Here is a 19,251-nt window from a genome sequence, read left to right as displayed (position 1 = left end):
TCGCCGTTTAGTGCGCCTAGTGCAGAACCTTGGATAACTGGTAGGTCATCACCTGGGAAATCGTATTCAGATAGAAGCTCACGAACTTCCATTTCTACTAGTTCTAGTAGCTCTTCATCGTCAACCATGTCACATTTGTTCATGAATACGATGATGTATGGGATACCAACCTGACGGCCTAGTAGGATGTGCTCACGAGTTTGTGGCATTGGGCCATCTGTCGCAGCAACAACTAGGATACCACCGTCCATCTGTGCAGCACCAGTGATCATGTTTTTAACATAGTCAGCGTGTCCTGGACAGTCAACGTGTGCGTAGTGGCGTGATGGAGTGTCGTACTCAACGTGAGAAGTTGCGATTGTGATACCGCGCTCACGCTCTTCTGGAGCGTTATCGATAGATGCGAAGTCTTTAGCTACACCGCCGTAAACTTTAGCAAGAGTAGTACAGATAGCTGCAGTTAGAGTTGTTTTACCGTGGTCAACGTGGCCGATAGTACCAACGTTAACGTGCGGTTTCGTACGTTCAAATTTTTCTTTAGACACGATCGTGTTCCTTCCTAGTTATGATTCGTCGTGATCATTATTGATCGACGACGCGCCAGAAATTGTTATTTTATGCGCCAACGCCCGTTAGCGCAATATTTGGACGCCCTGATCTCGCAAAAAGTCGTAAACTTTTTGCAGTTCAATCGTCAATTAGTAACCACGCTCTGCAATAATTTTATCTGCGAAGTTTTTCGGCACTTCAGCGTACTCGTGAAACTCCATAGAGTAAGACGCACGGCCTTGAGTTGCAGAACGTAGATCAGTTGCGTAACCGAACATTTCGGATAGTGGTACTTGAGCACGGATGATCTTAAGACCAGCCACACCTTCGTCCATGCCTTCAATGATACCGCGACGACGGTTTAGGTCACCAACAACGTCACCCATCCAGTCTTCCGGAGTGGTTACTTCGACATTCATCATAGGTTCTAGAATCACAGGTTGTGCTTCTAGTGCACCTTTCTTGAATGCCATCGAGCCAGCGATCTTAAACGCCATCTCGCTTGAGTCTACATCGTGGTAAGAACCATCAAATAGTGTAGCTTTAATATCTAGTACAGGGTAACCCGCTAGAACACCACTATTCATTTGCTCTTCGATACCTTTCGATACCGAACTGATGTATTCCTTAGGAATCACACCGCCCACGATTTCGTCTACGAATACGAAACCTTCACCAGGCTCAGAAGGCTCAAGTTTGACCCAAACATGACCGTATTGACCACGACCACCTGATTGACGAACAAACTTGCCTTCAACTTCCGCTTTACCACGAATGGTTTCACGGTAAGCAACCTGAGGTTTACCAACGTTACAATCAACGCTGAATTCACGCTTCATACGATCAACGATAATGTCTAGGTGAAGTTCACCCATACCTGAGATCAGAGTCTGACCTGATTCGTCGTCCGTTTCCACGCGGAATGATGGATCTTCCGCTGCTAGTTTACCTAGCGCGATAGCCATTTTCTCTTGGTCTGCCTTAGAACGAGGCTCTACAGCAATCTGAATAACTGGTTCAGGGAACTCCATGCGCTCTAGAATCACTTTGTGGTTCTGATCACACAGTGTGTCACCTGTTGTTACGTCTTTCAGACCGATAGCAGCTGCAATATCACCAGCGCGAACTTCTTTCACTTCTTCACGCTTATTCGCATGCATCTGAACGATACGACCGAAACGCTCTTTCTTCTCTTTTACTGAGTTGTAAACAGCGTCACCCGAGTTTACAACACCGGAGTAAACACGCATGAAAGTTAGCGTGCCCACGAATGGGTCAGTCGCAATCTTAAACGCTAGCGCTGAGAAAGGTTCGTTGTCGTCAGCATGACGCTCAACTTCATTTTCTCTTTCGTCGACACCTTTAATTGCAGGTACGTCAACAGGCGATGGCAAGAACTCAACTACTGCATCCAGTACCGCTTGAACACCTTTGTTCTTAAACGCACTACCACAAGTAGCCAGTACGATTTCGTTATTTAGTGTGCGAGTACGTAGAGCTTGTTTGAGCTCAGCTTCAGTCAATTCACCTTCTTCAAGGTACTTGTCCATCAGCTCTTCGCTAGCTTCAGCAGCGGATTCAACCATGTGGTTGCGCCACTCTTCAGCAAGTTCAATCATGTCAGCTGGGATGTCTTCGTAAGTAAACGAAGTGCCTTGATCGGCATCATTCCAGTTGATCATTTTCATCTTGATAAGGTCGATGACACCTCTGAACTCATCTTCCGCACCAACGTTCAGCTGGATTGGAACAGGAGTCGCACCAAGACGATTCTTAATTTGGTTCACAACGCGTAGGAAGTCTGCGCCCGCACGGTCCATCTTGTTTACAAATACCAAACGTGGAACGTGGTATTTGTCTGCTTGACGCCATACAGTTTCAGACTGAGGTTCAACACCAGATGAGCCACAGAACACAACCACAGCACCATCAAGTACACGAAGAGAACGCTCTACTTCGATAGTAAAGTCAACGTGTCCAGGGGTATCAATGATGTTTACGCGATGCTCAGGGAACTGTGCTTCCATACCACGCCAGAATGTAGTAGTAGCAGCGGATGTGATAGTGATACCACGCTCCTGCTCCTGCTCCATCCAGTCCATGGTTGCTGCACCATCGTGAACTTCGCCGATTTTGTGAGAAAGGCCAGTGTAGAACAGAATACGCTCAGTTGTGGTTGTTTTTCCTGCATCTACGTGAGCACAGATACCGATATTACGGTATAGCTCAATAGGAGTTTTACGAGCCACGATTGTATCCTCTTACTAAGGTGTACCTTAGAGTATAGAAAAGTGCTGCGAGAGAACCTCGCAGCACAGAAGGTATTACCAACGGTAATGAGCGAACGCTTTGTTTGCGTCAGCCATGCGGTGAACGTCTTCACGTTTCTTAACCGCAGTACCTTTGTTCTCAGACGCGTCTAGCATTTCAGCAGCTAGGCGTTGAGCCATAGATTTTTCACCACGCTTGCGCGCAGCTTCAACCAACCAACGCATAGCAAGTGCGTTACGGCGAACCGGACGTACTTCTACAGGTACTTGGTAAGTTGAACCACCAACACGGCGAGATTTAACCTCTACCGCTGGGCGAACGTTTTCAAGAGCTTCTTCAAAAATAGCTAAGTGGTCTTTACCAGACTTTTCAGCCATAGCATCTAGTGCAGTGTAAACGATTTTCTCTGCAGTAGATTTTTTACCGTCAACCATTAGGATGTTAACGAATTTTGCCAGCAATTCAGATTTGAATTTTGGATCTGGAAGGATCTTACGCTGACCAATGACGCGACGACGTGGCATGGATTTATCTCCGTTGTCTTCTTCAGGTTTTATCCAAAACTTTTCAGTTTTTTCAAAAAATTAAAAATAATTTAGTGTTTGGCCTTACTTAACGGAATCCATTAAGACTTAGGACGCTTCACACCGTACTTAGAACGACCTTGTTTACGGTCATTTACGCCAGCACAGTCTAGTGCGCCGCGAACAGTGTGGTAACGCACACCTGGAAGGTCTTTAACACGACCACCACGGATTAGAACAACTGAGTGCTCTTGAAGGTTGTGACCTTCACCGCCGATGTACGATGTAACTTCGAAGCCGTTTGTCAGACGTACACGACAAACTTTACGAAGTGCTGAGTTAGGTTTTTTAGGTGTAGTAGTGTAAACACGAGTACATACACCACGTTTTTGTGGGCACGCTTCTAGTGCAGGCACGTTGCTTTTAACAACTTGCTTTGCACGTGGCTTACGTACCAACTGGTTAATAGTTGCCATTAACTAGCTCCTGATTTACTTGAAAGTAAGCTTTGTGAAAAATCTATCCCCAACTGCCAATGCAGTTAGGGACGCAAAATTCTATGCAGCAGTGAGAGGTGTGTCAAGAAATATACGGATCTTTTTTGTTCAATTAGAACAATTCATCCGTAAAGCTTTGTCGACAGCAAATCTTGTTCAATCCCAAGTTAGGGATTTATCCTGTTTTGCTGTTAGTTCAACGAAGCCTGAATAATTCACAATCGTCAGCGATGGACTGATACGATTTGCAATACCGCGAGCTTGTGCATCGCTCTCTAACACAAATACGCTGCGGTTTTTTAGGTGGGAAAATGCGTTATGTTGCGAGTTAGCAGCGTACACTGCATCTTCTATAAGTAAGATGTCATCCTGTTCACTGCATAAAGGCATAGCGTCTTCTAGAGCAGAGACTGTTTTTATGATGTGTAACATAACTTCCTCAAAAAGACAGTAGCTTGCCAGCGTGTTGTAACTTATCTTTGAGCTGTTCTGAGCTTAACGCTTGGGCTTCAATGACTAAATCCGCTTGCGCCAAACCTCGCTGGGTTAACGACTCTGAACACACAAAGACTTGTTCGATGTCGTATAAATCGAAAAGCTTTAACATCGGCGCGTAATCTTTACTCAAAATATTGTTGGGGTCTTGTCCGAGTAGAAGCTGGTATACCCCGTCACCCATGAAAATGACGCTGATATCTTCACAGTAAGCCGACGCGGCTAACAGTGCATCCACACCTTCACGACCAGCTGCACTGCCATGTGGCGCACTACGAAATAGATAAGTTAACTGACTCAAAACTGTACCACTCTGTCTTGGGTTAACATCGCTTCAGCTAGGCTACCTAAGCCTGCTTGTTCAAAACCATCGGCTAGATTGTTCTGAACCAAACCATGTTGATTCGCTTCTTCTTCACTTACAATCCCGCGACGCAAAGCGGCCGCGACACAAGTTTCTAGGCGAACACCATGCTCTTTAGCCAAAGACTGCCACGCCTTATTGAGATCAAATTCATCGTTGGCTGGCACACTCAAAGCAGTACCATTAGTCACACCATCTTGATAAAAGAAGACGCTCACTAGCTGATGGCCTTGCTCTATCAACGCTTTGGCGAACTGATAAGCACTGCGCGCTGACTGGCTGCCATAAACGGGACCATTCACCACTAACGTGTAAGTCAGTTTACTCACCTTTCATCATCCTCGGTTTTACGTTGACGAATGTACAAGTAAACGGTGTGTTTTGAAATATTAAGGCGATCCGCAACACGGTTGATGGCATCTTTAATATCGAAGATACCTTTGTCGTACAACTCCATCACGATCTGGCGATTTTTGGTGTTGTTAGACACGGATTTATCCGCATTGATCTCTTCGATGGTGCGTTCAACAGTTTGGTCCACCAGCTCTTCTACGTCACTAGCAAAGTTGACCGAGGAAGCCGCTTCTTTCGCTTCTTGCGTCGGCATGAAAGACTGAAGAACTTGCGAGAAAGGCGCATCCAAGTTGACGTTGATACACAACAAACCAATCACGCGATTTTCGCCATTACGAATGGCGACAGTAATCGACTTCATCAACACGCCACCTTTTGCACGGGTAAAGTACGAACGTGAGAAGTTGCGCTCCGAGCCTTCGATGTCTTTTAGCATCTTAAGCGCTAAATCAGTGATTGGTGAGCCGACTTGGCGCCCCGTATTTTCACCGTTAGCGATTTTAATTGCAGAGGTATTTAAGTCTTCTAGAGAGTGAAGAACGATTTCACAAAATGGACCTATCAGGCTGGCGATACCATCCACGACCGCCTCATAAGATCTTAAAATGATTTTGTCGTGCTCGGTAAACGGCATCACGTTAACGGATTCCATTTCGAGCAACATCTCCGCGTTTATTGTTTCTGTAGTTGTCATAAGCCTTCGAGCGAAAAATCAACAAATTGGTGTAAGTTTATCAGAAAATTTGAAAAGCAACCTAGCAAACTCACCAACTAGTGACCTAGAACAAAAAAGGCCCGTTAAACGGACCTTTTTCAATAACTTATCGCAGCTTATTGTTATTGCTCTGCGTTGTCGTTCTCAACTTTTAGCAGCTCAACTTCAAATACTAGCGTTGAGTTAGCAGGAATGCTTGGTGTGTCTTGGTCACCGTATGCTAGCTCTGGCGGGATAACGAATTTGAATTTAGAACCCACAGGCATTAGCTGAACACCCTCTGTCCAACCTGGGATTACACGGTTAAGTGGGAACGTTGCAGGTTCACCACGATCGTATGAGCTGTCGAACTGAGTACCGTCGATCAGAGTACCTTTGTAGTGTACTTGAACCGTATCAGTGTCTTTTGGCTTCTCACCTTCAGCTGGTGTCATTACTTGGTATAGAAGACCTGTATCTGTCTTCACTACGCCTTCTTGCTTCTCAAACTCAGCACGGAAATCATCGCCAGCTTTTTTCGCTTCAGCTGCTTTCTCAGCCGCTTGTGCTTGCATCTTTTCTGCAACACGCTTGTCTAGAGATTCTAGTGCTGCACGTGTTTCTTCTTCATTCAATTCAGCATTGCCTTTGAAGACGTCTTCGATACCTTTTAGTACCAAATCTTTGTTAAGATTAATGCCGATTTCGCTTGGCTTGTCGATGCTTGTGCTTAGGTAGTTAGCAAATGAAACACCGATTGCGTATGCCGCTTTGTCGTCGTCGGTTTTAAAGTGAACCGCTTTACCGGTTTCTGCTTGAACTTGTTCTGCTTGAGGTGCGGTTTCTGTTTTAGTTTCTTCTTTCTGACAACCTACCGCTAGCATAACTGTTGCAGCAAGTAGCGACACTTTTAAAACTGATTTCATTAAATTCTCCCAATAATGGCTCTGCCATTGGTTGTTGTGCACAAATCTTCTATGAGACGAGTGAAGACAATCGTTATACCAATATACTAGCTATATGTCTTAAGACACAAACCGGATTATTAGATGTGATGCAAAGAATTTTTCATTTATTCCTATATTTAATTGTCATCACCACGTTAAATGGTTGCTTTTTCGCCGAGCGTGAAGTGCAGCGTTGGCCGATAGAACCTCAAGGTGCGACGAGCTTCGCACTTAGCAGAGATGGACGGTTTGCTCTGCTCTATTCTCAACAACGTCATTTGATGTTGTGGGACCTAGAGCAAAATGAACAACTAGCCAACCTGGGTGAACTCGATGCCGATGCCAATGTGGTTTCCCATATCCGCATATCTGACAATGGTCGCTACGCAATTACAGCAAGCCAAATGAACTTCGCAGTTTGGGACCTAGGCTGGACGCAATCCGAAGGCCTTTGGTCTATTTCTGATGCGCTCATTCGCGACGTTGATATCACCAGTAATGGTGAACAAGTTCTGCTTGGGTTATCCAACGGTAAAGCAATTTATGTCAACTTAGTCACCGGGCGTCGCATGGAGTTCCTTGCGCATCGTGAAAAAGTCAATTCCGTGGCCATTTCTCCTAATGGGCGCTTCGCCCTAACCGGAGGTAATGACTATAAAGCGTATCTGTGGGATACCGAAACCGGACAAGTACTACGAACCTTCGAACATGAACAACGAATTGTTCGCGTGGCCCTGCAAAGAGATGGAAAATTAGCAATGACATCTGATGGCGGAAACCAAGCGATTGTTTGGAATTTAAAAACTGGACAAGAAGTCACACAGTTGAGCAGTTGGTCACGCCAATTAATTTTCTCTACCGCACGATTTTCTGACGACGGGACTCAACTAGTCACAGGAAGCCCTTCTGGCCGTGTGTCGATATGGGATACTCAAACCGGAAAACGAATGAGTGGATTTGAAGTGGAGCCCAAAAAAGACACTCGCCCTCCCCGTGCGGTCGTGTATGATGCAGCCTTTGATTCAAAACAACGCGTAATTACTGCTACTTCAGCAGGTATTGCCCAAGCTTGGCAGTTAGAGAACGGATCATGACAGAAAAAATCATTCAGCAATTGGAAGCACGCATTAATGACTTAGAATGTCAGCTTGCGTTCCAAGAACAGACTATTGAAGATCTGAACGGAGCTTTATCGCAGCAACAACTGCAAATTACCAAGATGCTCGATCAAATGAAATATGTGGTAGGTAAAGTAAAAAATATGGACTCGTCGAATTTAGCCGATCCGTCAGAAGAAACCCCACCACCGCATTATTAAAATGCAGGCTCAAATAGCATAAAGCCCAGAACATGTTCTGGGCTTTGTTGTATTAATTACTTAAGAAGGTACTCAAGAGGAAGCTATTCGTCGGCGTAGATTTTAACGCTCAGCTCGCCTTGCGTATTAATGCCTGCTCGGTACATGCCAGAACTGTTCATCGCAAAGTGCATCTCACCTTTAGCATCAATGGCAATCAAACCGCCCTCTCCGCCCATCTGTTTGAGATCACCTTGGATAATGTGTTCACAAGCCGTATGAATATCTTCTTGTAAGTAACGCATACGTGCTGCAACGTCTTCCGCAACACGTTTACGAATAAAGAACTCGCCGACACCCGTAGTGGAAACTGCCACGACGCCATTTTCGGCCACCGTACCACAACCAATAAGAGCCGAATCTCCGACTCGGTTGTATTTCTTATTCGTCACGCCACCCGTACTGGTGGCAGCGGCTAAGTTGCCTTGTTGATCTAACGCTACCGCACCAACCGTACCGTGCTTACGGTCATCTGGGTAACGAGATTCCGACAAAGCAAACAGTCCTTTCTCACGCATAGACAGCAACTGCTCATAACGGCGATCAGTAAAGAAGTAATCTTGCTCGGTATACTCATGGCCTTGCTCAAAAGCAAACTTCTCTGCGCCCTCACCCACCAACAGCACATGATTGCTGTTTCGCATCACGTCACGAGCGAGCTCAATTGGGTTTCTGATATGACGAACCCCAGCGACCGCGCCTGCTGCAAGGTTTCGCCCATCCATCACAGAAGCGTCCATTTCAACCATTTCGTTGTTGGTCAGCACTGAGCCTTTACCCGCATTAAAGTTAGGAGAGTCTTCCAATACTTTCACTGCCGCTACGACGGCATCTAAGGCTTCACCGCCCGTGTCTAGAATTTGATGTCCCGCTTTTACCGCAGCTTCTAAATCCGCCAAGATGGATTGTTGCAGCTCATCGCTCATCTGTTCACGCAAGATGGTGCCCGCACCACCATGAATGGCAATCGAGAAAGGTTTCGTCATCACTTTGTCCAACTGTTATTCCTTGTATGGTTGGCACTACACCTTAGATAAACAAAAAGCGCAAGTTGAAAACTCAACTTGCGCTTTTCAAAGCTTTGCTAGATAAGATTATCTAGTGAAGGAGCTTATGATTAGTGAGAACCACAGCTACCGCCGCCACAGCAGCCGCCTTCTTCTTCGTGATCGTGGTCATGATCGTGACCACCACAACAGCCACCACCTTGGTGGATGTGACCGTGTTCGATCTCTTCTGCTGTTGCTTCACGTGTAGACATAACTTCTACTTCGAAAGTTAGTGTTTGACCAGCTAACATATGGTTACCGTCAACAACCACTTCGTTGCCGTCAACTTCTGTTACTTCAACAGGGATTGGACCTTGGTCAGTGTCAGCTAGGAAGCGCATGCCCACTTCGATTTGCTCAACGCCTTGGAACACGTCCGCAGGAACGCGCTGTACTAGCGCATCGTTGTGCTCACCGTAAGCTTCTTCAGGAGCTACCGTTACTGAGAACTTGTCGCCAGCCACTTTACCTTCAAGTTCTTTTTCAAGACCTGTGATTAGGTTGTTGTGCCCGTGAAGGTAATCTAGAGGTGCTTCTGCTGTTGATTGATCAACAACGACACCGTCTTCCATCATTACTTTGTATGCAAGGCTTGCAACAACGTTCTTTTCAATTTTCATACTAACTCCAGGGAGATTAATTGACTTAACCTGAATGGGGTTAAGTACTGAGATATCTGGGTGTATTATGGGGATCAATTATCGAAGTTCAATTACTCCGGCTTAAAAATTCCGATCATTTCCTGATCTGAGTGTTTATTTTTCTCTACAGATTGTGGTTTACGCTGCTCTGTAAACTCACACTCGACACACTCAACTAATTCGATGTTATTTTCAATCCACCAGCGCAGGGTATCTTGCTGGCTGCAATTTGGGCAGCTAGCGCCGGCAATAAAACGTTTCTTGATTTTCACGCTATTTCCTTAGCTTGAGTCTTGGCTCAAGTACTACTTCCAATGATTAGGTGACTGATGGTCGCTCTCCATTTCACGACCAAATATTTCTTCTAGCTCTTTGCGGGCCTCTTTCGCTCTTTGAGCTAATTTCTTATCTTCATTGTGTTGAGGCAATAAGTCCTTAAGCATAGCATTATCTAACTTGCGAAAATGTGCTTCTGCCCGCTTTGCTTGATAAGGATGCATACCCAGTTCTACGAGCGCTTGGCGACCGAGATCTAGCGCCCCTAAAAATGTTTCACGAGAGTAATTCTCTACACCATGACTCATTAACTGGTAAGCCTCGACACGGCTTCTTGCTCGGGCTAACAACTTAAGTTTCGGGAAGTGCACGCGACAAATGTCCACGATGGCCATCACCTCATCAGGTGAATCAGTACAAATAATCAATGCTTCCGCTTTATCAGCGCCAGCAGCCCTCAATAGGTCAATTTGTGTAGCATCGCCATAAAACACTTTGTAACCATACTTACGTAATAGGTGGATTTGGCTGGCATCACTTTCTAATACTGTCACTTTGATTTTATTGGCATACATTAAACGTCCGACGATCTGACCGAAACGTCCAAAGCCTGCAATGATAACGCGTGGTCGGCGATCCACGACTTTCGTGGTCATGCCCTCTTCTTCTTGATTCAGGGTATGAGCAAACCACTTCTTTTGTCCCATCAGCAAAAGAGGAGTCGTCACCATGGATAGACTGACCACCACCAACAGAAACGCCACTTGCTCTTTGGACAAAATGCCCTCTTGGCTCGCCGCGGTAAATATGACAAAGGCAAACTCACCGCCTTGGCTCAAAATTGCAGCCATACGGCTTCTCGCTTTGGCTCCGACACGGGCAGCTCTCGCCAATGCATACAAAACCAAACCCTTAACCACGACCAAAGCCACCACCGCACCGAGAATCTCTAAAGGGTGTAATGCCAATAACCCCAAGTTTACCGCCATGCCCACCGCAATAAAGAATAACCCCAACAACAGACCTTTAAATGGCTCGATAGCGATTTCCAGCTCATGGCGATACTCACTCTCTGCCAGCAAAACGCCTGCTAAAAAAGTCCCCAATGCCATCGAAAGGCCAAGCTTTTGCATCACGACCGAAATGCCAAGCACGACTAAAAGTGCAGCAACGGTAAAGAGCTCACGAACGCCGCTCATCACGACAAAACGAAATAGCGGACGTAGTAAAAAGTGACCTCCAATCAACAGTGCTACCACACTGCCTAAAATAGTGAAGACATCCAACCAACTTCCACCACTATGCCCGCCTGCTAGCAAGGGCAACATCGCCAGCATCGGGATCACTGCAATATCTTGAAAGAGCAGCACCGCAAAACCAGATTGCCCCGTTTCGGTACCATTAAGCCCTTGCTCTTCAATGACTTTAAGCGCAATCGCCGTCGAGGACAGCGCCAACCCCATCCCGATCACCAAACTCACTTGCATGCTTACGCCAAACATACTGACGACACTACCAATCACGGCGGTCGTGACCACAACCTGCGCACCGCCTAAACCTAAAATCGGCCCTCGCATCTGCCACAATTTTTTAGGGTTTAATTCCAGCCCTATCAAAAACAGTAACAACACAACCCCAAGCTCGGCAAAATGCAAAATGGCATCAACGTCGCTAATTAAGCCAAGCCCCCATGGGCCAATCAACACACCAGCGAGTAAATAACCTAAAACCGAGCCAAGCCCAAGGCGCTGAGCAATCGGCACCGCAATAACCGCAGCCGAAAGAAAGACCACACTGCTTTGAAGAAACTCACTGGTGATCGCCATACTGACCTCCTCGATCTGCCGCTTGCCAGTTTTCAAGTGGGTTACTCAGCCATCCACGGTATAACTCGGCATGTTCGTAGCGTTCAATATCCGAAACATTTCTTGACCAATACAACACCAGAGGTTCAATCCAGTGCATTTGGCATAGGGCTGCCGTCAGTTCAAACGGTTGCAAGATTTGCTCAAGTGGGTATTTGTTGTACCCCTTCGCGCTGAAGGCTTCTTCTTTACCACCTGTTGTAATGACACTGCGCCAGTATTTTCCTTCTAGCGCCGCACCTCCGCCAAACGCAAAGCCTTTACCTAAAACTCGGTCTAGCCACTCTTTTAATAGGGCTGGACATGAATACATATAAAGTGGGTGGTGAAATACAATCACATCGTGAGCGAGCAACAACTCATGTTCGTAATTCACATCAATAAAGAAATCGGGGTAAACACCGTAAAGATCGTGCACAGTGACGTGATCAAGCGACTGAGCTTTTTTTATCATCACTTGATTGGCAATCGAGTTATGTGGCTCTGGATGAGCATAAATGACCAGAACTTTTGGGAGAATAGACGGTGCAACAGCCAAATGGTCGTCCTTGTGGTTATTTTTATCCGTTATCAAATTGTTATACTTTTTTGTACAGCATAATGCAATTAAAGCGAATCAATCGACTTTTCCGGCCAATACCCCTACTATTCACCGCTAGATATATACCCAAGTGGCTTTAAAAACGATTGAAACCACTTCGCTATGTAACCAAGCAACGCGCACTGCGCAAAGTGAATGAAAACTTTATGATTACCTTCTCTGATATTCAGTTACTGCGTGGCGGTAAACCTCTTTTAGACCAAGCTTCTGCGACTATTCACCCTGGCGATAAAGTCGGTCTTGTGGGCAAAAACGGCTGCGGTAAATCAACGCTGTTTGCCCTACTGAAAGATGAACTGTCAATTGATGCTGGCTCATTTAGCCAACCTCAACACTGGGAGTTGGCCTGGGTCGCACAGGAAACGCCTGCGCTAGAGCGCACTGCACTGGAATACGTCATTGATGGTGATCGCGAGTACCGCGCTCTCGAAAAGCAGTTAGCTGAAGCAGAAACACAAGACAACGGAACCCTAGTTGCCGAGATACACGGTAAAATTGAAACCATTGGTGGTTACAGCATTCGCGCTCGCGCGGCAGAACTGCTCGATGGTTTAGGGTTCAGCCAAGAGCAAATGAGTTGGAGTTTGACTCAATTCTCAGGTGGTTGGCGTATGCGCCTTAACTTAGCCCAGGCGCTATTGTGCCGTTCTGACTTATTGCTACTCGATGAGCCAACCAACCACTTGGACTTAGACGCAGTGATGTGGCTTGAACGTTGGCTACAAAACTACCCAGGCACACTGATCCTGATCTCGCACGACCGTGACTTCTTGGATCCGATCGTTGGTCGCATCATTCACATCGAGAATCAGCAGCTGAACGAATACACGGGTAACTACTCGTCATTCGAAAACCAACGTGCACAAAAAATGGTGTTACAACAAGCGATGTTTGAAAAGCAACAGAAGCAGATGTCGCACATGCAAAGCTACATCGACCGCTTCCGTTACAAAGCATCAAAAGCACGCCAAGCCCAAAGCCGTATCAAAGCTTTGGAGCGCATGGAAAAAGTACTGCCAGCTCAATTCGATAACCCATTTAGCTTTCAATTCCGTGAGCCAGCTGCGCTGCCAAACCCAATCATGATGATGGATGAAGTATCTGCAGGTTACGGTGACAACCTCATCTTAGAGAAGATCCGCTTGAACTTGGTTCCTGGCAGTCGTATTGGTCTACTCGGCCGTAATGGTGCGGGTAAATCGACCTTAATCAAGCTGCTCTCTGGTGAACTTAACGCGCAAGGTGGTGACCTAACTTACTCACAAGGCGTGAAAATTGGTTACTTCGCTCAGCACCAGTTAGAAACGCTTCATCCTGAAGAAACGCCGCTGCAACACATGATGCAAATCGCACCCGATCAAACCGAACAGCAGCTACGTGATTACCTAGGTAGCTTTGGCTTCCAAGGTGACAAAGCACTAGAAAAAGTTGCGCCGTTTTCTGGTGGCGAAAAAGCCCGTTTGGTGTTGGCTTTAATTGTGTGGCAAAAGCCAAACCTGTTGCTACTTGATGAACCGACCAACCACTTAGACTTGGACATGCGCCAAGCACTTACGATGGCACTGCAAACATTCGAAGGTGCGATGGTGATTGTTTCGCACGACCGCTATTTACTGCGCGCTACGACCGATGACTTGTATTTAGTGCATGATCGACAAGTTGCTCCGTTCGACGGTGATTTAAATGACTATTATAAATGGTTAACCGAACAACAAAGAGCGGAACGCAAAGAAGCGCAGGCTGCGCAGCCAAGCAAAGATACGGCCAACAGCGCAGCTGCGAAGAAAGAGCAAAAACGTCGCGATGCAGAGTTTCGAAAACAGACAGCGCCAATTCGCAAAACGCTGACACAACTAGAAAATAAAATGGATAAGTTAGGTGCTGCACTGGCCGAAGCTGAAGAACAATTGGCGGACAACTCACTGTATGCGGCCGAAAATAAAGCTAAACTTAACCAAGTGCTGGCACTTCAAGCTTCTAGTAAGGCTGAGCTCGAAGAAATTGAAATGGAATGGATGTCTGCTCAAGAAACGTTGGAGCAGATGGAGCTAGAGTTTAATCAATGAGTAATCAACACGCTGAATACACACTCACCCTAGAACACCTTTGGCAGTTTAGTCTGCAGTTTTATGGTGTGCGAGAAGTGAAAGAGGCGTGCTTATCATTGCAAAACAACTACCACGGTAACGTGAACCTACTCCTGCTGCTCAGATGGCTCGATGAGCAGCAACTCATTTTCCAAGAAAAAGACTGGCCCTTGGTGCAAGACTGTCTAGGTAGAAGCGAAACTTTACTTCACTCCTTTCGCGACCTTCGTCGCCACCTTAAGTCTCAAGTCAATGACGCTTTGTATCGTGAGACCTTGCAGTTTGAGCTGCAACTAGAAAAGCAGCAACAAGCGGATTTGGTGGACTGCATTAACTCACTTGCACTACTCAAAAATGATGGTGACCCACTGACGTTGAGATACTGTCGTCAACTCGGTGGGGAGCATTTGCAGCAAGCCTTTGCTATGCCGGTGCCAAACATTCAACCACCAAAACGCCCATAAATCTGTAGAATACCTATAATCTTTATAAAGGATTATATTAATAAGTTCTTCAACGGACACCGAAGGACCGCATAAGAGCAGTTAGGTATGACACAATTTTTCGCAGCCGCCGGGATCAAAAACCCGCATCTCCAAACGCTTTTGCCGCGTTTTATTCGCAAAAAAGCGTTGTTTACGCCGATTTGGCAAACCCTCGATACATCCGATGGCGACTTTCTCGATCTCGCGTGGAGCGAGGACCCAACCCAAGAGCCTGCACAAAAAAAGCCGATTTTTGTTTTATTTCATGGGTTAGAGGGGTGCTTCTATAGCCCTTATGCCAATGGGTTAATGAATGCATTTGCTCAATCTGGATGGCTGTCGGTGATGATGCATTTTCGTGGCTGCAGCGGTAAACCAAACAAAAAAGCACGAGCTTACCATTCGGGTGAAGTGACGGATGCTCGTTACTTCCTAGAGCACCTTGAACAACGTTTTCCTGATAATCCCAAAGTTGCAGTTGGTATTTCTCTTGGCGGTAACATGTTGGCGAATTATTTAGCCCAATATAAAGACCACCCTATTTTGAATGCAGCGACTATTATCTCTGCGCCTTTAGACCTAGCGGCGTGTGCGAACCGTATTGAACAAGGCTTTTCGAAAGTGTATCGCCGTTATCTGCTTTCTTCACTGAAACGTAACGCGTTACAAAAGCATCATCTATTGCACGGCGAGCTTGCGCTGTCCTACAACTCAATAAAACGTGTCACACGATTGTATGAATTCGATGATTTGATCACGGCACCACTGCACGGCTTTAAAGACGCACAAGATTATTACGACCAATGCTCTGGCTTAAGTAAACTACAGCAAATCACGCTACCGACACTGATCATTCACGCCAAAGACGATCCATTCATGACCGACGATGTGATCCCGAAATTTGTTCTGCCAGATAACATTGATTACCGTCTCTTTGAGCACGGTGGCCATGTTGGCTTCCTGACAGGAACGGCGTTAAAACCTAAGTTTTGGTTGGAGGAAGCGCTGCCTGCGTATTACGAAAGTATCGCCGCAGATTACCTTTCTGCTGTATCCAAGCAACGAACGCAGTAAACTAGCCGCTCATCATAAAAGTTAGAGGTATTTATGATCATTCCATGGCAAGACATTGCGCCGGAAACATTGGAAAACTTAATTCGTGAATTCGTCTTACGCGAAGGAACGGATTACGGAACCGTCGAGGTTTCTTTGCAAGACAAAATTGATCAAGTTAAAGCTCAATTGGAAAAAGGTGAAGCGGTTATCGTGTTCTCTGAGCTACACGAAACCGTCGATATTCAACATAAAACAAAATTTTAGACCCTTCACATTTTACCGTATCCCACTCGATGACAAGGTATTGTTACGTGCTATAGTGGGATATCGACCGTGCAGTAGTAACTCTACTGCACATTACAGGTAAGTAATTTTCGACAAGGTTTGTCATGTCAGCTAAACACCCAATTATTGCGGTTACTGGTTCGTCCGGTGCCGGCACGACCACTACATCTGAAGCCTTCCGTAAAATGTTCAATATGATGAACGTTAAACCCGCATGGGTTGAAGGCGATAGCTTCCATCGCTTTACTCGCCCAGAAATGGACATCGAAATTCGCAAAGCCCGCGAGCAAGGTCGACACATTAGCTACTTTGGCCCACAAGCTAATGACTTCCCGGGATTAGAAGAGTTTTTCCGTAAGTTCGGGCATGACGGCACTGGCAGCGTGCGCCGTTATCTGCACACGTTTGACGAAGCGGTTCCCTACAATCAAATGCCAGGCACGTTTACACCGTGGCAAGACTTACCCGAAAACAGCGACGTGCTGTTTTATGAAGGGTTACATGGTGGCGTGGTCGATGGCGATGTTAATGTTGCTCAACATGTGGATTTCTTAATTGGCATGGTGCCGATTGTGAACTTAGAGTGGATACAAAAATTCGTACGTGACACTCGCGATCGCGGCCATTCGCGTGAAGCGGTAATGGACTCAATCGTGCGATCCATGGACGATTACCTCAACTATATCACTCCGCAGTTTTCTCGTACTCACATCAACTTCCAGCGCGTACCGACCGTTGATACTTCCAACCCACTTAATGCAAAAGGCATCCCTAGTTTGGATGAGAGTTTTGTGGTGATTCGCCTACGCGGTATCAAGAATGTCGACTTCCCATATCTGCTGGCCATGATTGATGGCTCATTCATGTCACGCCACAACACGATTGTCGTACCCGGCGGTAAGATGAGCTTTGCAATGGAGCTCATAGTTCGGCCTATCCTACAACAGCTCATCGAAACAGGGAAAATTGGCTAAAAACCTGCCTGCGAAGATGTTTACTTTTCATACCGTGATCATGTGCACAGTTTTGCTTACAAAATCTCAATCATGGCACGATTAAAATCAAGAAATCGTTTTCGAAAAAGGATACTATTTCTTACCGAAACACAAGAGAGCTTGCAGCATATAAAAAGTGCTCTTATTCTAGTAGGCCTAATTCAGGCTTAGCTAAAATATGGATAGCGCAAGCGTACCCTGCAGAGGAAGTGAGATATTATGGTTCTAGGTAAACCTCAAACCGACCCAACATTAGAGTGGTTTCTTTCACACTGTCATATTCATAAGTACCCTTCAAAGAGCACGCTAATTCACGCGGGCGAAAAGGCAGAAACTTTGTACTACATCGTTAAAGGTTCTGTTGCGGTTCTTATCAAAGACGAAGAAGGTAAGGAGATGATCCTTTCTTACCTAAACCAAGGAGACTTTATTGGTGAACTTGGTCTATTCGAGGAAGACCAAGAGCGCACAGCTTGGGTTCGTGCTAAATCTCCTTGTGAAGTTGCTGAAATTTCTTTCAAGAAGTTCCGTCAGCTTATCCAAGTAAACCCAGACATCCTAATGCGTCTTTCTGCGCAGATGGCTCGTCGTCTTCAAGTAACTAGCCAAAAAGTGGGTGACCTGGCGTTCCTAGACGTAACTGGTCGTATCGCTCAGACGCTTCTGAACCTTGCAAAACAACCAGACGCAATGACTCACCCAGACGGCATGCAAATCAAGATCACTCGTCAAGAAATCGGTCAAATTGTTGGCTGTTCTCGTGAGACAGTAGGTCGTATTTTGAAGATGCTAGAAGAGCAGAACCTAATCTCTGCTCACGGTAAAACCATCGTGGTTTACGGTACTCGTTAATCTCAAACTAGAGTGACACGAACAAAATTATAAAAGCCACCAATGGCAACATTGGTGGCTTTTTATTTACTCATGACCAAATAAGATAGGGTGCAGCGAACACTAATGAGTAAGCTTAACAGGTTAACCCTAAAACTTAGCCATTCGTACTTTCAAAGATTTTGTCAGCTGAAGCGGCCACGAAACCTGGGTACAAATCACCATTTTCCATCGGATAGCGCTTAGCAAATTCATAAAACCCGCTAGGGATAATTTCAGTGCCTTCGCTAAAACGAACCGCTACTTTATCTGCCATGGTCGATGACTGCTCTAGCAACACCTCAGGAGTGCCCTTCACTTCACCACCATTTTCATTAATGGTAAACCCAGCGGTACGCAGATGATCGTTTACCTGCTTCACTTCTTCATATTCATTGAGTTGGTTAACGCTCACCGTGAAGTGGTTTGCTCCGTAACCATGCGCCGCAAGCCAAGATGCGTACTCACTTTCTTTAGCCAACGTTTGGTAATCAGCAAAGCTTAAATCCCACAAGCGTCCACCATGTAAGAATGCGCTATCGTTCAGCTTGTCAGCATCGACTTGTGCCACCAAATTTTTCACAATCTCTTGTAGCTCAGGCGAGCACTCTTCAACTTTTAGCTCACTAATAAATACTTTAGGTTGCTTCGGATCTGGGTGCTCATAGTGCTTAGCAACCAGCTTTTTGCTTTCGAAAACGTAATCACCACACGCCTTGTAACCAATAGCTACAAATGGCTTAGCTAGAGTTTCAATACCAAGAGGCGCGATATTGAAGGTACGTAAAGCTATATGATCATTAATCAGAGGCTCATCTTCTTGAAGCAGCTGATGCACTTTAGCCGCCGAAGGGCAAAGACGTTGAATGTAATCTTGCCATAGCGATTCAAATAACACATCGGGCGTCATAACGACTCCTTGTTACGAGATGTAGAGTTTAAAGGTAAGCGGAAGTTGGCTGCTCGTTCACAACAAAAGTTGTCCAGAA

23 protein-coding genes are annotated in these 19,251 nt (G+C 45.9%); 8 read left to right on the top strand and 15 right to left on the bottom strand.

Annotated elements, in window-relative coordinates; genetic code table 11:
* From MTF70_RS23260 to fkpA, 9 genes are all read right to left on the bottom strand, one after another.
* On the bottom strand, nucleotides 1–545 hold a 545-nt coding region (locus MTF70_RS23260; protein ID WP_248394432.1), incomplete at its 3' end, for a GTP-binding protein.
* A 153-nt stretch (nucleotides 546–698) separates the two neighbouring features.
* The gene (gene fusA, locus MTF70_RS23255) at nucleotides 699–2,798 is read right to left on the bottom strand and encodes an elongation factor G (protein WP_005382794.1); all 2,100 of its coding nucleotides are present in this window, start codon (nucleotides 2,796–2,798) and stop codon (nucleotides 699–701) included.
* 75 nt (nucleotides 2,799–2,873) lie between these two features.
* Nucleotides 2,874–3,344, bottom strand: a complete 471-nt coding sequence (rpsG, locus tag MTF70_RS23250) for a 30S ribosomal protein S7 (protein ID WP_005382796.1) — start codon at nucleotides 3,342–3,344, stop codon at nucleotides 2,874–2,876.
* Nucleotides 3,345–3,445: 101 nt separating this feature from the next.
* Nucleotides 3,446–3,820: a 30S ribosomal protein S12 gene (gene rpsL / locus MTF70_RS23245; protein WP_004399892.1), complete on the bottom strand. Its 375-nt coding sequence runs from the start codon at nucleotides 3,818–3,820 to the stop codon at nucleotides 3,446–3,448.
* A gap of 177 nt (nucleotides 3,821–3,997) precedes the next feature.
* Nucleotides 3,998–4,273: a sulfurtransferase complex subunit TusB gene (gene tusB / locus MTF70_RS23240; protein ID WP_042523643.1), complete on the bottom strand. Its 276-nt coding sequence runs from the start codon at nucleotides 4,271–4,273 to the stop codon at nucleotides 3,998–4,000.
* A 7-nt stretch (nucleotides 4,274–4,280) separates the two neighbouring features.
* Entirely contained in the window at nucleotides 4,281–4,637 is a 357-nt protein-coding gene (gene tusC, locus MTF70_RS23235) for a sulfurtransferase complex subunit TusC (protein WP_005382801.1), read from the bottom strand.
* Entirely contained in the window at nucleotides 4,634–5,029 is a 396-nt protein-coding gene (tusD, locus tag MTF70_RS23230) for a sulfurtransferase complex subunit TusD (RefSeq protein ID WP_017633744.1), read from the bottom strand. The genes tusC and tusD overlap by 4 nt, the downstream gene beginning before the upstream one ends.
* On the bottom strand, nucleotides 5,026–5,748 hold the full coding sequence (locus tag MTF70_RS23225) for a transcriptional regulator (protein WP_005382804.1): 723 nt from the start codon (nucleotides 5,746–5,748) through the stop codon (nucleotides 5,026–5,028). The genes tusD and MTF70_RS23225 overlap by 4 nt, the downstream gene beginning before the upstream one ends.
* Nucleotides 5,749–5,891: 143 nt before the next feature.
* Complete coding sequence (fkpA, locus tag MTF70_RS23220) at nucleotides 5,892–6,674, bottom strand: FKBP-type peptidyl-prolyl cis-trans isomerase (protein WP_017821751.1); 783 nt, start codon at nucleotides 6,672–6,674, stop codon at nucleotides 5,892–5,894.
* Nucleotides 6,675–6,802: 128 nt separating this feature from the next.
* Here fkpA and MTF70_RS23215 point away from each other — a divergent pair, with 128 nt between their 5' ends.
* Together MTF70_RS23215 and MTF70_RS23210 are read left to right on the top strand one after the other, a co-directional pair.
* Nucleotides 6,803–7,789, top strand: coding sequence for a PQQ-binding-like beta-propeller repeat protein (locus MTF70_RS23215; RefSeq protein WP_017633742.1), 987 nt, complete (start codon nucleotides 6,803–6,805; stop codon nucleotides 7,787–7,789).
* Nucleotides 7,786–8,013 carry a SlyX family protein gene (locus MTF70_RS23210; RefSeq protein WP_005381455.1) on the top strand — a complete coding sequence of 76 codons (228 nt, stop codon included), beginning with the start codon at nucleotides 7,786–7,788 and terminating at the stop codon, nucleotides 8,011–8,013. Before MTF70_RS23215 ends, MTF70_RS23210 begins: the two co-directional genes overlap by 4 nt.
* Nucleotides 8,014–8,096: 83 nt before the next feature.
* Here MTF70_RS23210 and MTF70_RS23205 read toward each other — a convergent pair whose 3' ends face one another.
* The 5 genes from MTF70_RS23205 to kefG form a co-directional block, all read right to left on the bottom strand.
* Nucleotides 8,097–9,038, bottom strand: coding sequence for an isoaspartyl peptidase/L-asparaginase (locus tag MTF70_RS23205; RefSeq protein ID WP_031812779.1), 942 nt, complete (start codon nucleotides 9,036–9,038; stop codon nucleotides 8,097–8,099).
* Nucleotides 9,039–9,169: 131 nt separating this feature from the next.
* Nucleotides 9,170–9,721, bottom strand: coding sequence for a peptidylprolyl isomerase (slyD, locus tag MTF70_RS23200; protein ID WP_005381451.1), 552 nt, complete (start codon nucleotides 9,719–9,721; stop codon nucleotides 9,170–9,172).
* A 92-nt stretch (nucleotides 9,722–9,813) separates the two neighbouring features.
* Complete coding sequence (locus tag MTF70_RS23195; protein ID WP_005381449.1) at nucleotides 9,814–10,014, bottom strand: YheV family putative zinc ribbon protein; 201 nt, start codon at nucleotides 10,012–10,014, stop codon at nucleotides 9,814–9,816.
* A 33-nt stretch (nucleotides 10,015–10,047) separates the two neighbouring features.
* The gene (gene kefB, locus MTF70_RS23190) at nucleotides 10,048–11,844 is read right to left on the bottom strand and encodes a glutathione-regulated potassium-efflux system protein KefB (RefSeq protein WP_017633740.1); all 1,797 of its coding nucleotides are present in this window, start codon (nucleotides 11,842–11,844) and stop codon (nucleotides 10,048–10,050) included.
* Nucleotides 11,828–12,421, bottom strand: a complete 594-nt coding sequence (gene kefG / locus MTF70_RS23185) for a glutathione-regulated potassium-efflux system ancillary protein KefG (RefSeq protein ID WP_005381444.1) — start codon at nucleotides 12,419–12,421, stop codon at nucleotides 11,828–11,830. Before kefG ends, kefB begins: the two co-directional genes overlap by 17 nt.
* Before the next feature lie 209 nt (nucleotides 12,422–12,630).
* On the opposite strand from kefG, the gene MTF70_RS23180 reads away from it, so the two are divergent.
* From MTF70_RS23180 to crp, 6 genes are all read left to right on the top strand, one after another.
* Nucleotides 12,631–14,550 carry an ABC transporter ATP-binding protein gene (locus tag MTF70_RS23180; RefSeq protein WP_042523641.1) on the top strand — a complete coding sequence of 640 codons (1,920 nt, stop codon included), beginning with the start codon at nucleotides 12,631–12,633 and terminating at the stop codon, nucleotides 14,548–14,550.
* A complete protein-coding gene (locus tag MTF70_RS23175) occupies nucleotides 14,547–15,035 on the top strand; it encodes a TIGR02444 family protein (protein WP_005382813.1) in 489 nt (162 codons plus the stop codon). The genes MTF70_RS23180 and MTF70_RS23175 overlap by 4 nt, the downstream gene beginning before the upstream one ends.
* Before the next feature lie 87 nt (nucleotides 15,036–15,122).
* Nucleotides 15,123–16,130, top strand: coding sequence for a hydrolase (locus MTF70_RS23170; protein WP_033907159.1), 1,008 nt, complete (start codon nucleotides 15,123–15,125; stop codon nucleotides 16,128–16,130).
* A gap of 33 nt (nucleotides 16,131–16,163) precedes the next feature.
* Nucleotides 16,164–16,376: a YheU family protein gene (locus MTF70_RS23165; RefSeq protein ID WP_005382815.1), complete on the top strand. Its 213-nt coding sequence runs from the start codon at nucleotides 16,164–16,166 to the stop codon at nucleotides 16,374–16,376.
* A gap of 125 nt (nucleotides 16,377–16,501) precedes the next feature.
* Nucleotides 16,502–17,371 (top strand): phosphoribulokinase, encoded by an 870-nt coding sequence (locus MTF70_RS23160; RefSeq protein WP_005381434.1) that lies wholly within the window; start codon nucleotides 16,502–16,504, stop codon nucleotides 17,369–17,371.
* 240 nt (nucleotides 17,372–17,611) lie between these two features.
* Complete coding sequence (gene crp, locus MTF70_RS23155; RefSeq protein ID WP_005381432.1) at nucleotides 17,612–18,244, top strand: cAMP-activated global transcriptional regulator CRP; 633 nt, start codon at nucleotides 17,612–17,614, stop codon at nucleotides 18,242–18,244.
* Nucleotides 18,245–18,380: 136 nt separating this feature from the next.
* Here the strand turns inward: crp and MTF70_RS23150 are convergent, their stop codons facing one another.
* A complete protein-coding gene (locus tag MTF70_RS23150; protein ID WP_138939306.1) occupies nucleotides 18,381–19,172 on the bottom strand; it encodes a DUF1338 domain-containing protein in 792 nt (263 codons plus the stop codon).
* Nucleotides 19,173–19,251: the final 79 nt, after the last annotated feature.

This window comes from Vibrio sp. 2CM40D (genome assembly GCF_023161825.1).
Classification (GTDB): Bacteria; Pseudomonadota; Gammaproteobacteria; order Enterobacterales; family Vibrionaceae; genus Vibrio; species Vibrio alginolyticus.
The sequence above is the reverse complement of the archived record's forward strand: the minus strand, read 5'-3'. Positions and strand labels throughout refer to the sequence as shown.

Excerpts from the sequence above, each read along its gene's own strand:
- rpsG (WP_005382796.1), bottom strand. The coding sequence starts at position 3,344 with ATGCCACGTCGTCGCGTCATTGGTCAGCGTAAGATCCTTCCAGATCCA.
- rpsL (WP_004399892.1), bottom strand. The coding sequence starts at position 3,820 with ATGGCAACTATTAACCAGTTGGTACGTAAGCCACGTGCAAAGCAAGTT.
- tusB (WP_042523643.1), bottom strand. The coding sequence starts at position 4,273 with ATGTTACACATCATAAAAACAGTCTCTGCTCTAGAAGACGCTATGCCT.
- MTF70_RS23225 (WP_005382804.1), bottom strand. The coding sequence starts at position 5,748 with ATGACAACTACAGAAACAATAAACGCGGAGATGTTGCTCGAAATGGAA.
- fkpA (WP_017821751.1), bottom strand. The coding sequence starts at position 6,674 with ATGAAATCAGTTTTAAAAGTGTCGCTACTTGCTGCAACAGTTATGCTA.
- MTF70_RS23215 (WP_017633742.1), top strand. The coding sequence starts at position 6,803 with ATGCAAAGAATTTTTCATTTATTCCTATATTTAATTGTCATCACCACG.
- MTF70_RS23210 (WP_005381455.1), top strand. The coding sequence starts at position 7,786 with ATGACAGAAAAAATCATTCAGCAATTGGAAGCACGCATTAATGACTTA.
- MTF70_RS23205 (WP_031812779.1), bottom strand. The coding sequence starts at position 9,038 with ATGACGAAACCTTTCTCGATTGCCATTCATGGTGGTGCGGGCACCATC.
- slyD (WP_005381451.1), bottom strand. The coding sequence starts at position 9,721 with ATGAAAATTGAAAAGAACGTTGTTGCAAGCCTTGCATACAAAGTAATG.
- kefB (WP_017633740.1), bottom strand. The coding sequence starts at position 11,844 with ATGGCGATCACCAGTGAGTTTCTTCAAAGCAGTGTGGTCTTTCTTTCG.
- MTF70_RS23180 (WP_042523641.1), top strand. The coding sequence starts at position 12,631 with ATGATTACCTTCTCTGATATTCAGTTACTGCGTGGCGGTAAACCTCTT.
- MTF70_RS23175 (WP_005382813.1), top strand. The coding sequence starts at position 14,547 with ATGAGTAATCAACACGCTGAATACACACTCACCCTAGAACACCTTTGG.
- MTF70_RS23170 (WP_033907159.1), top strand. The coding sequence starts at position 15,123 with ATGACACAATTTTTCGCAGCCGCCGGGATCAAAAACCCGCATCTCCAA.
- MTF70_RS23165 (WP_005382815.1), top strand. The coding sequence starts at position 16,164 with ATGATCATTCCATGGCAAGACATTGCGCCGGAAACATTGGAAAACTTA.
- MTF70_RS23160 (WP_005381434.1), top strand. The coding sequence starts at position 16,502 with ATGTCAGCTAAACACCCAATTATTGCGGTTACTGGTTCGTCCGGTGCC.
- crp (WP_005381432.1), top strand. The coding sequence starts at position 17,612 with ATGGTTCTAGGTAAACCTCAAACCGACCCAACATTAGAGTGGTTTCTT.
- MTF70_RS23150 (WP_138939306.1), bottom strand. The coding sequence starts at position 19,172 with ATGACGCCCGATGTGTTATTTGAATCGCTATGGCAAGATTACATTCAA.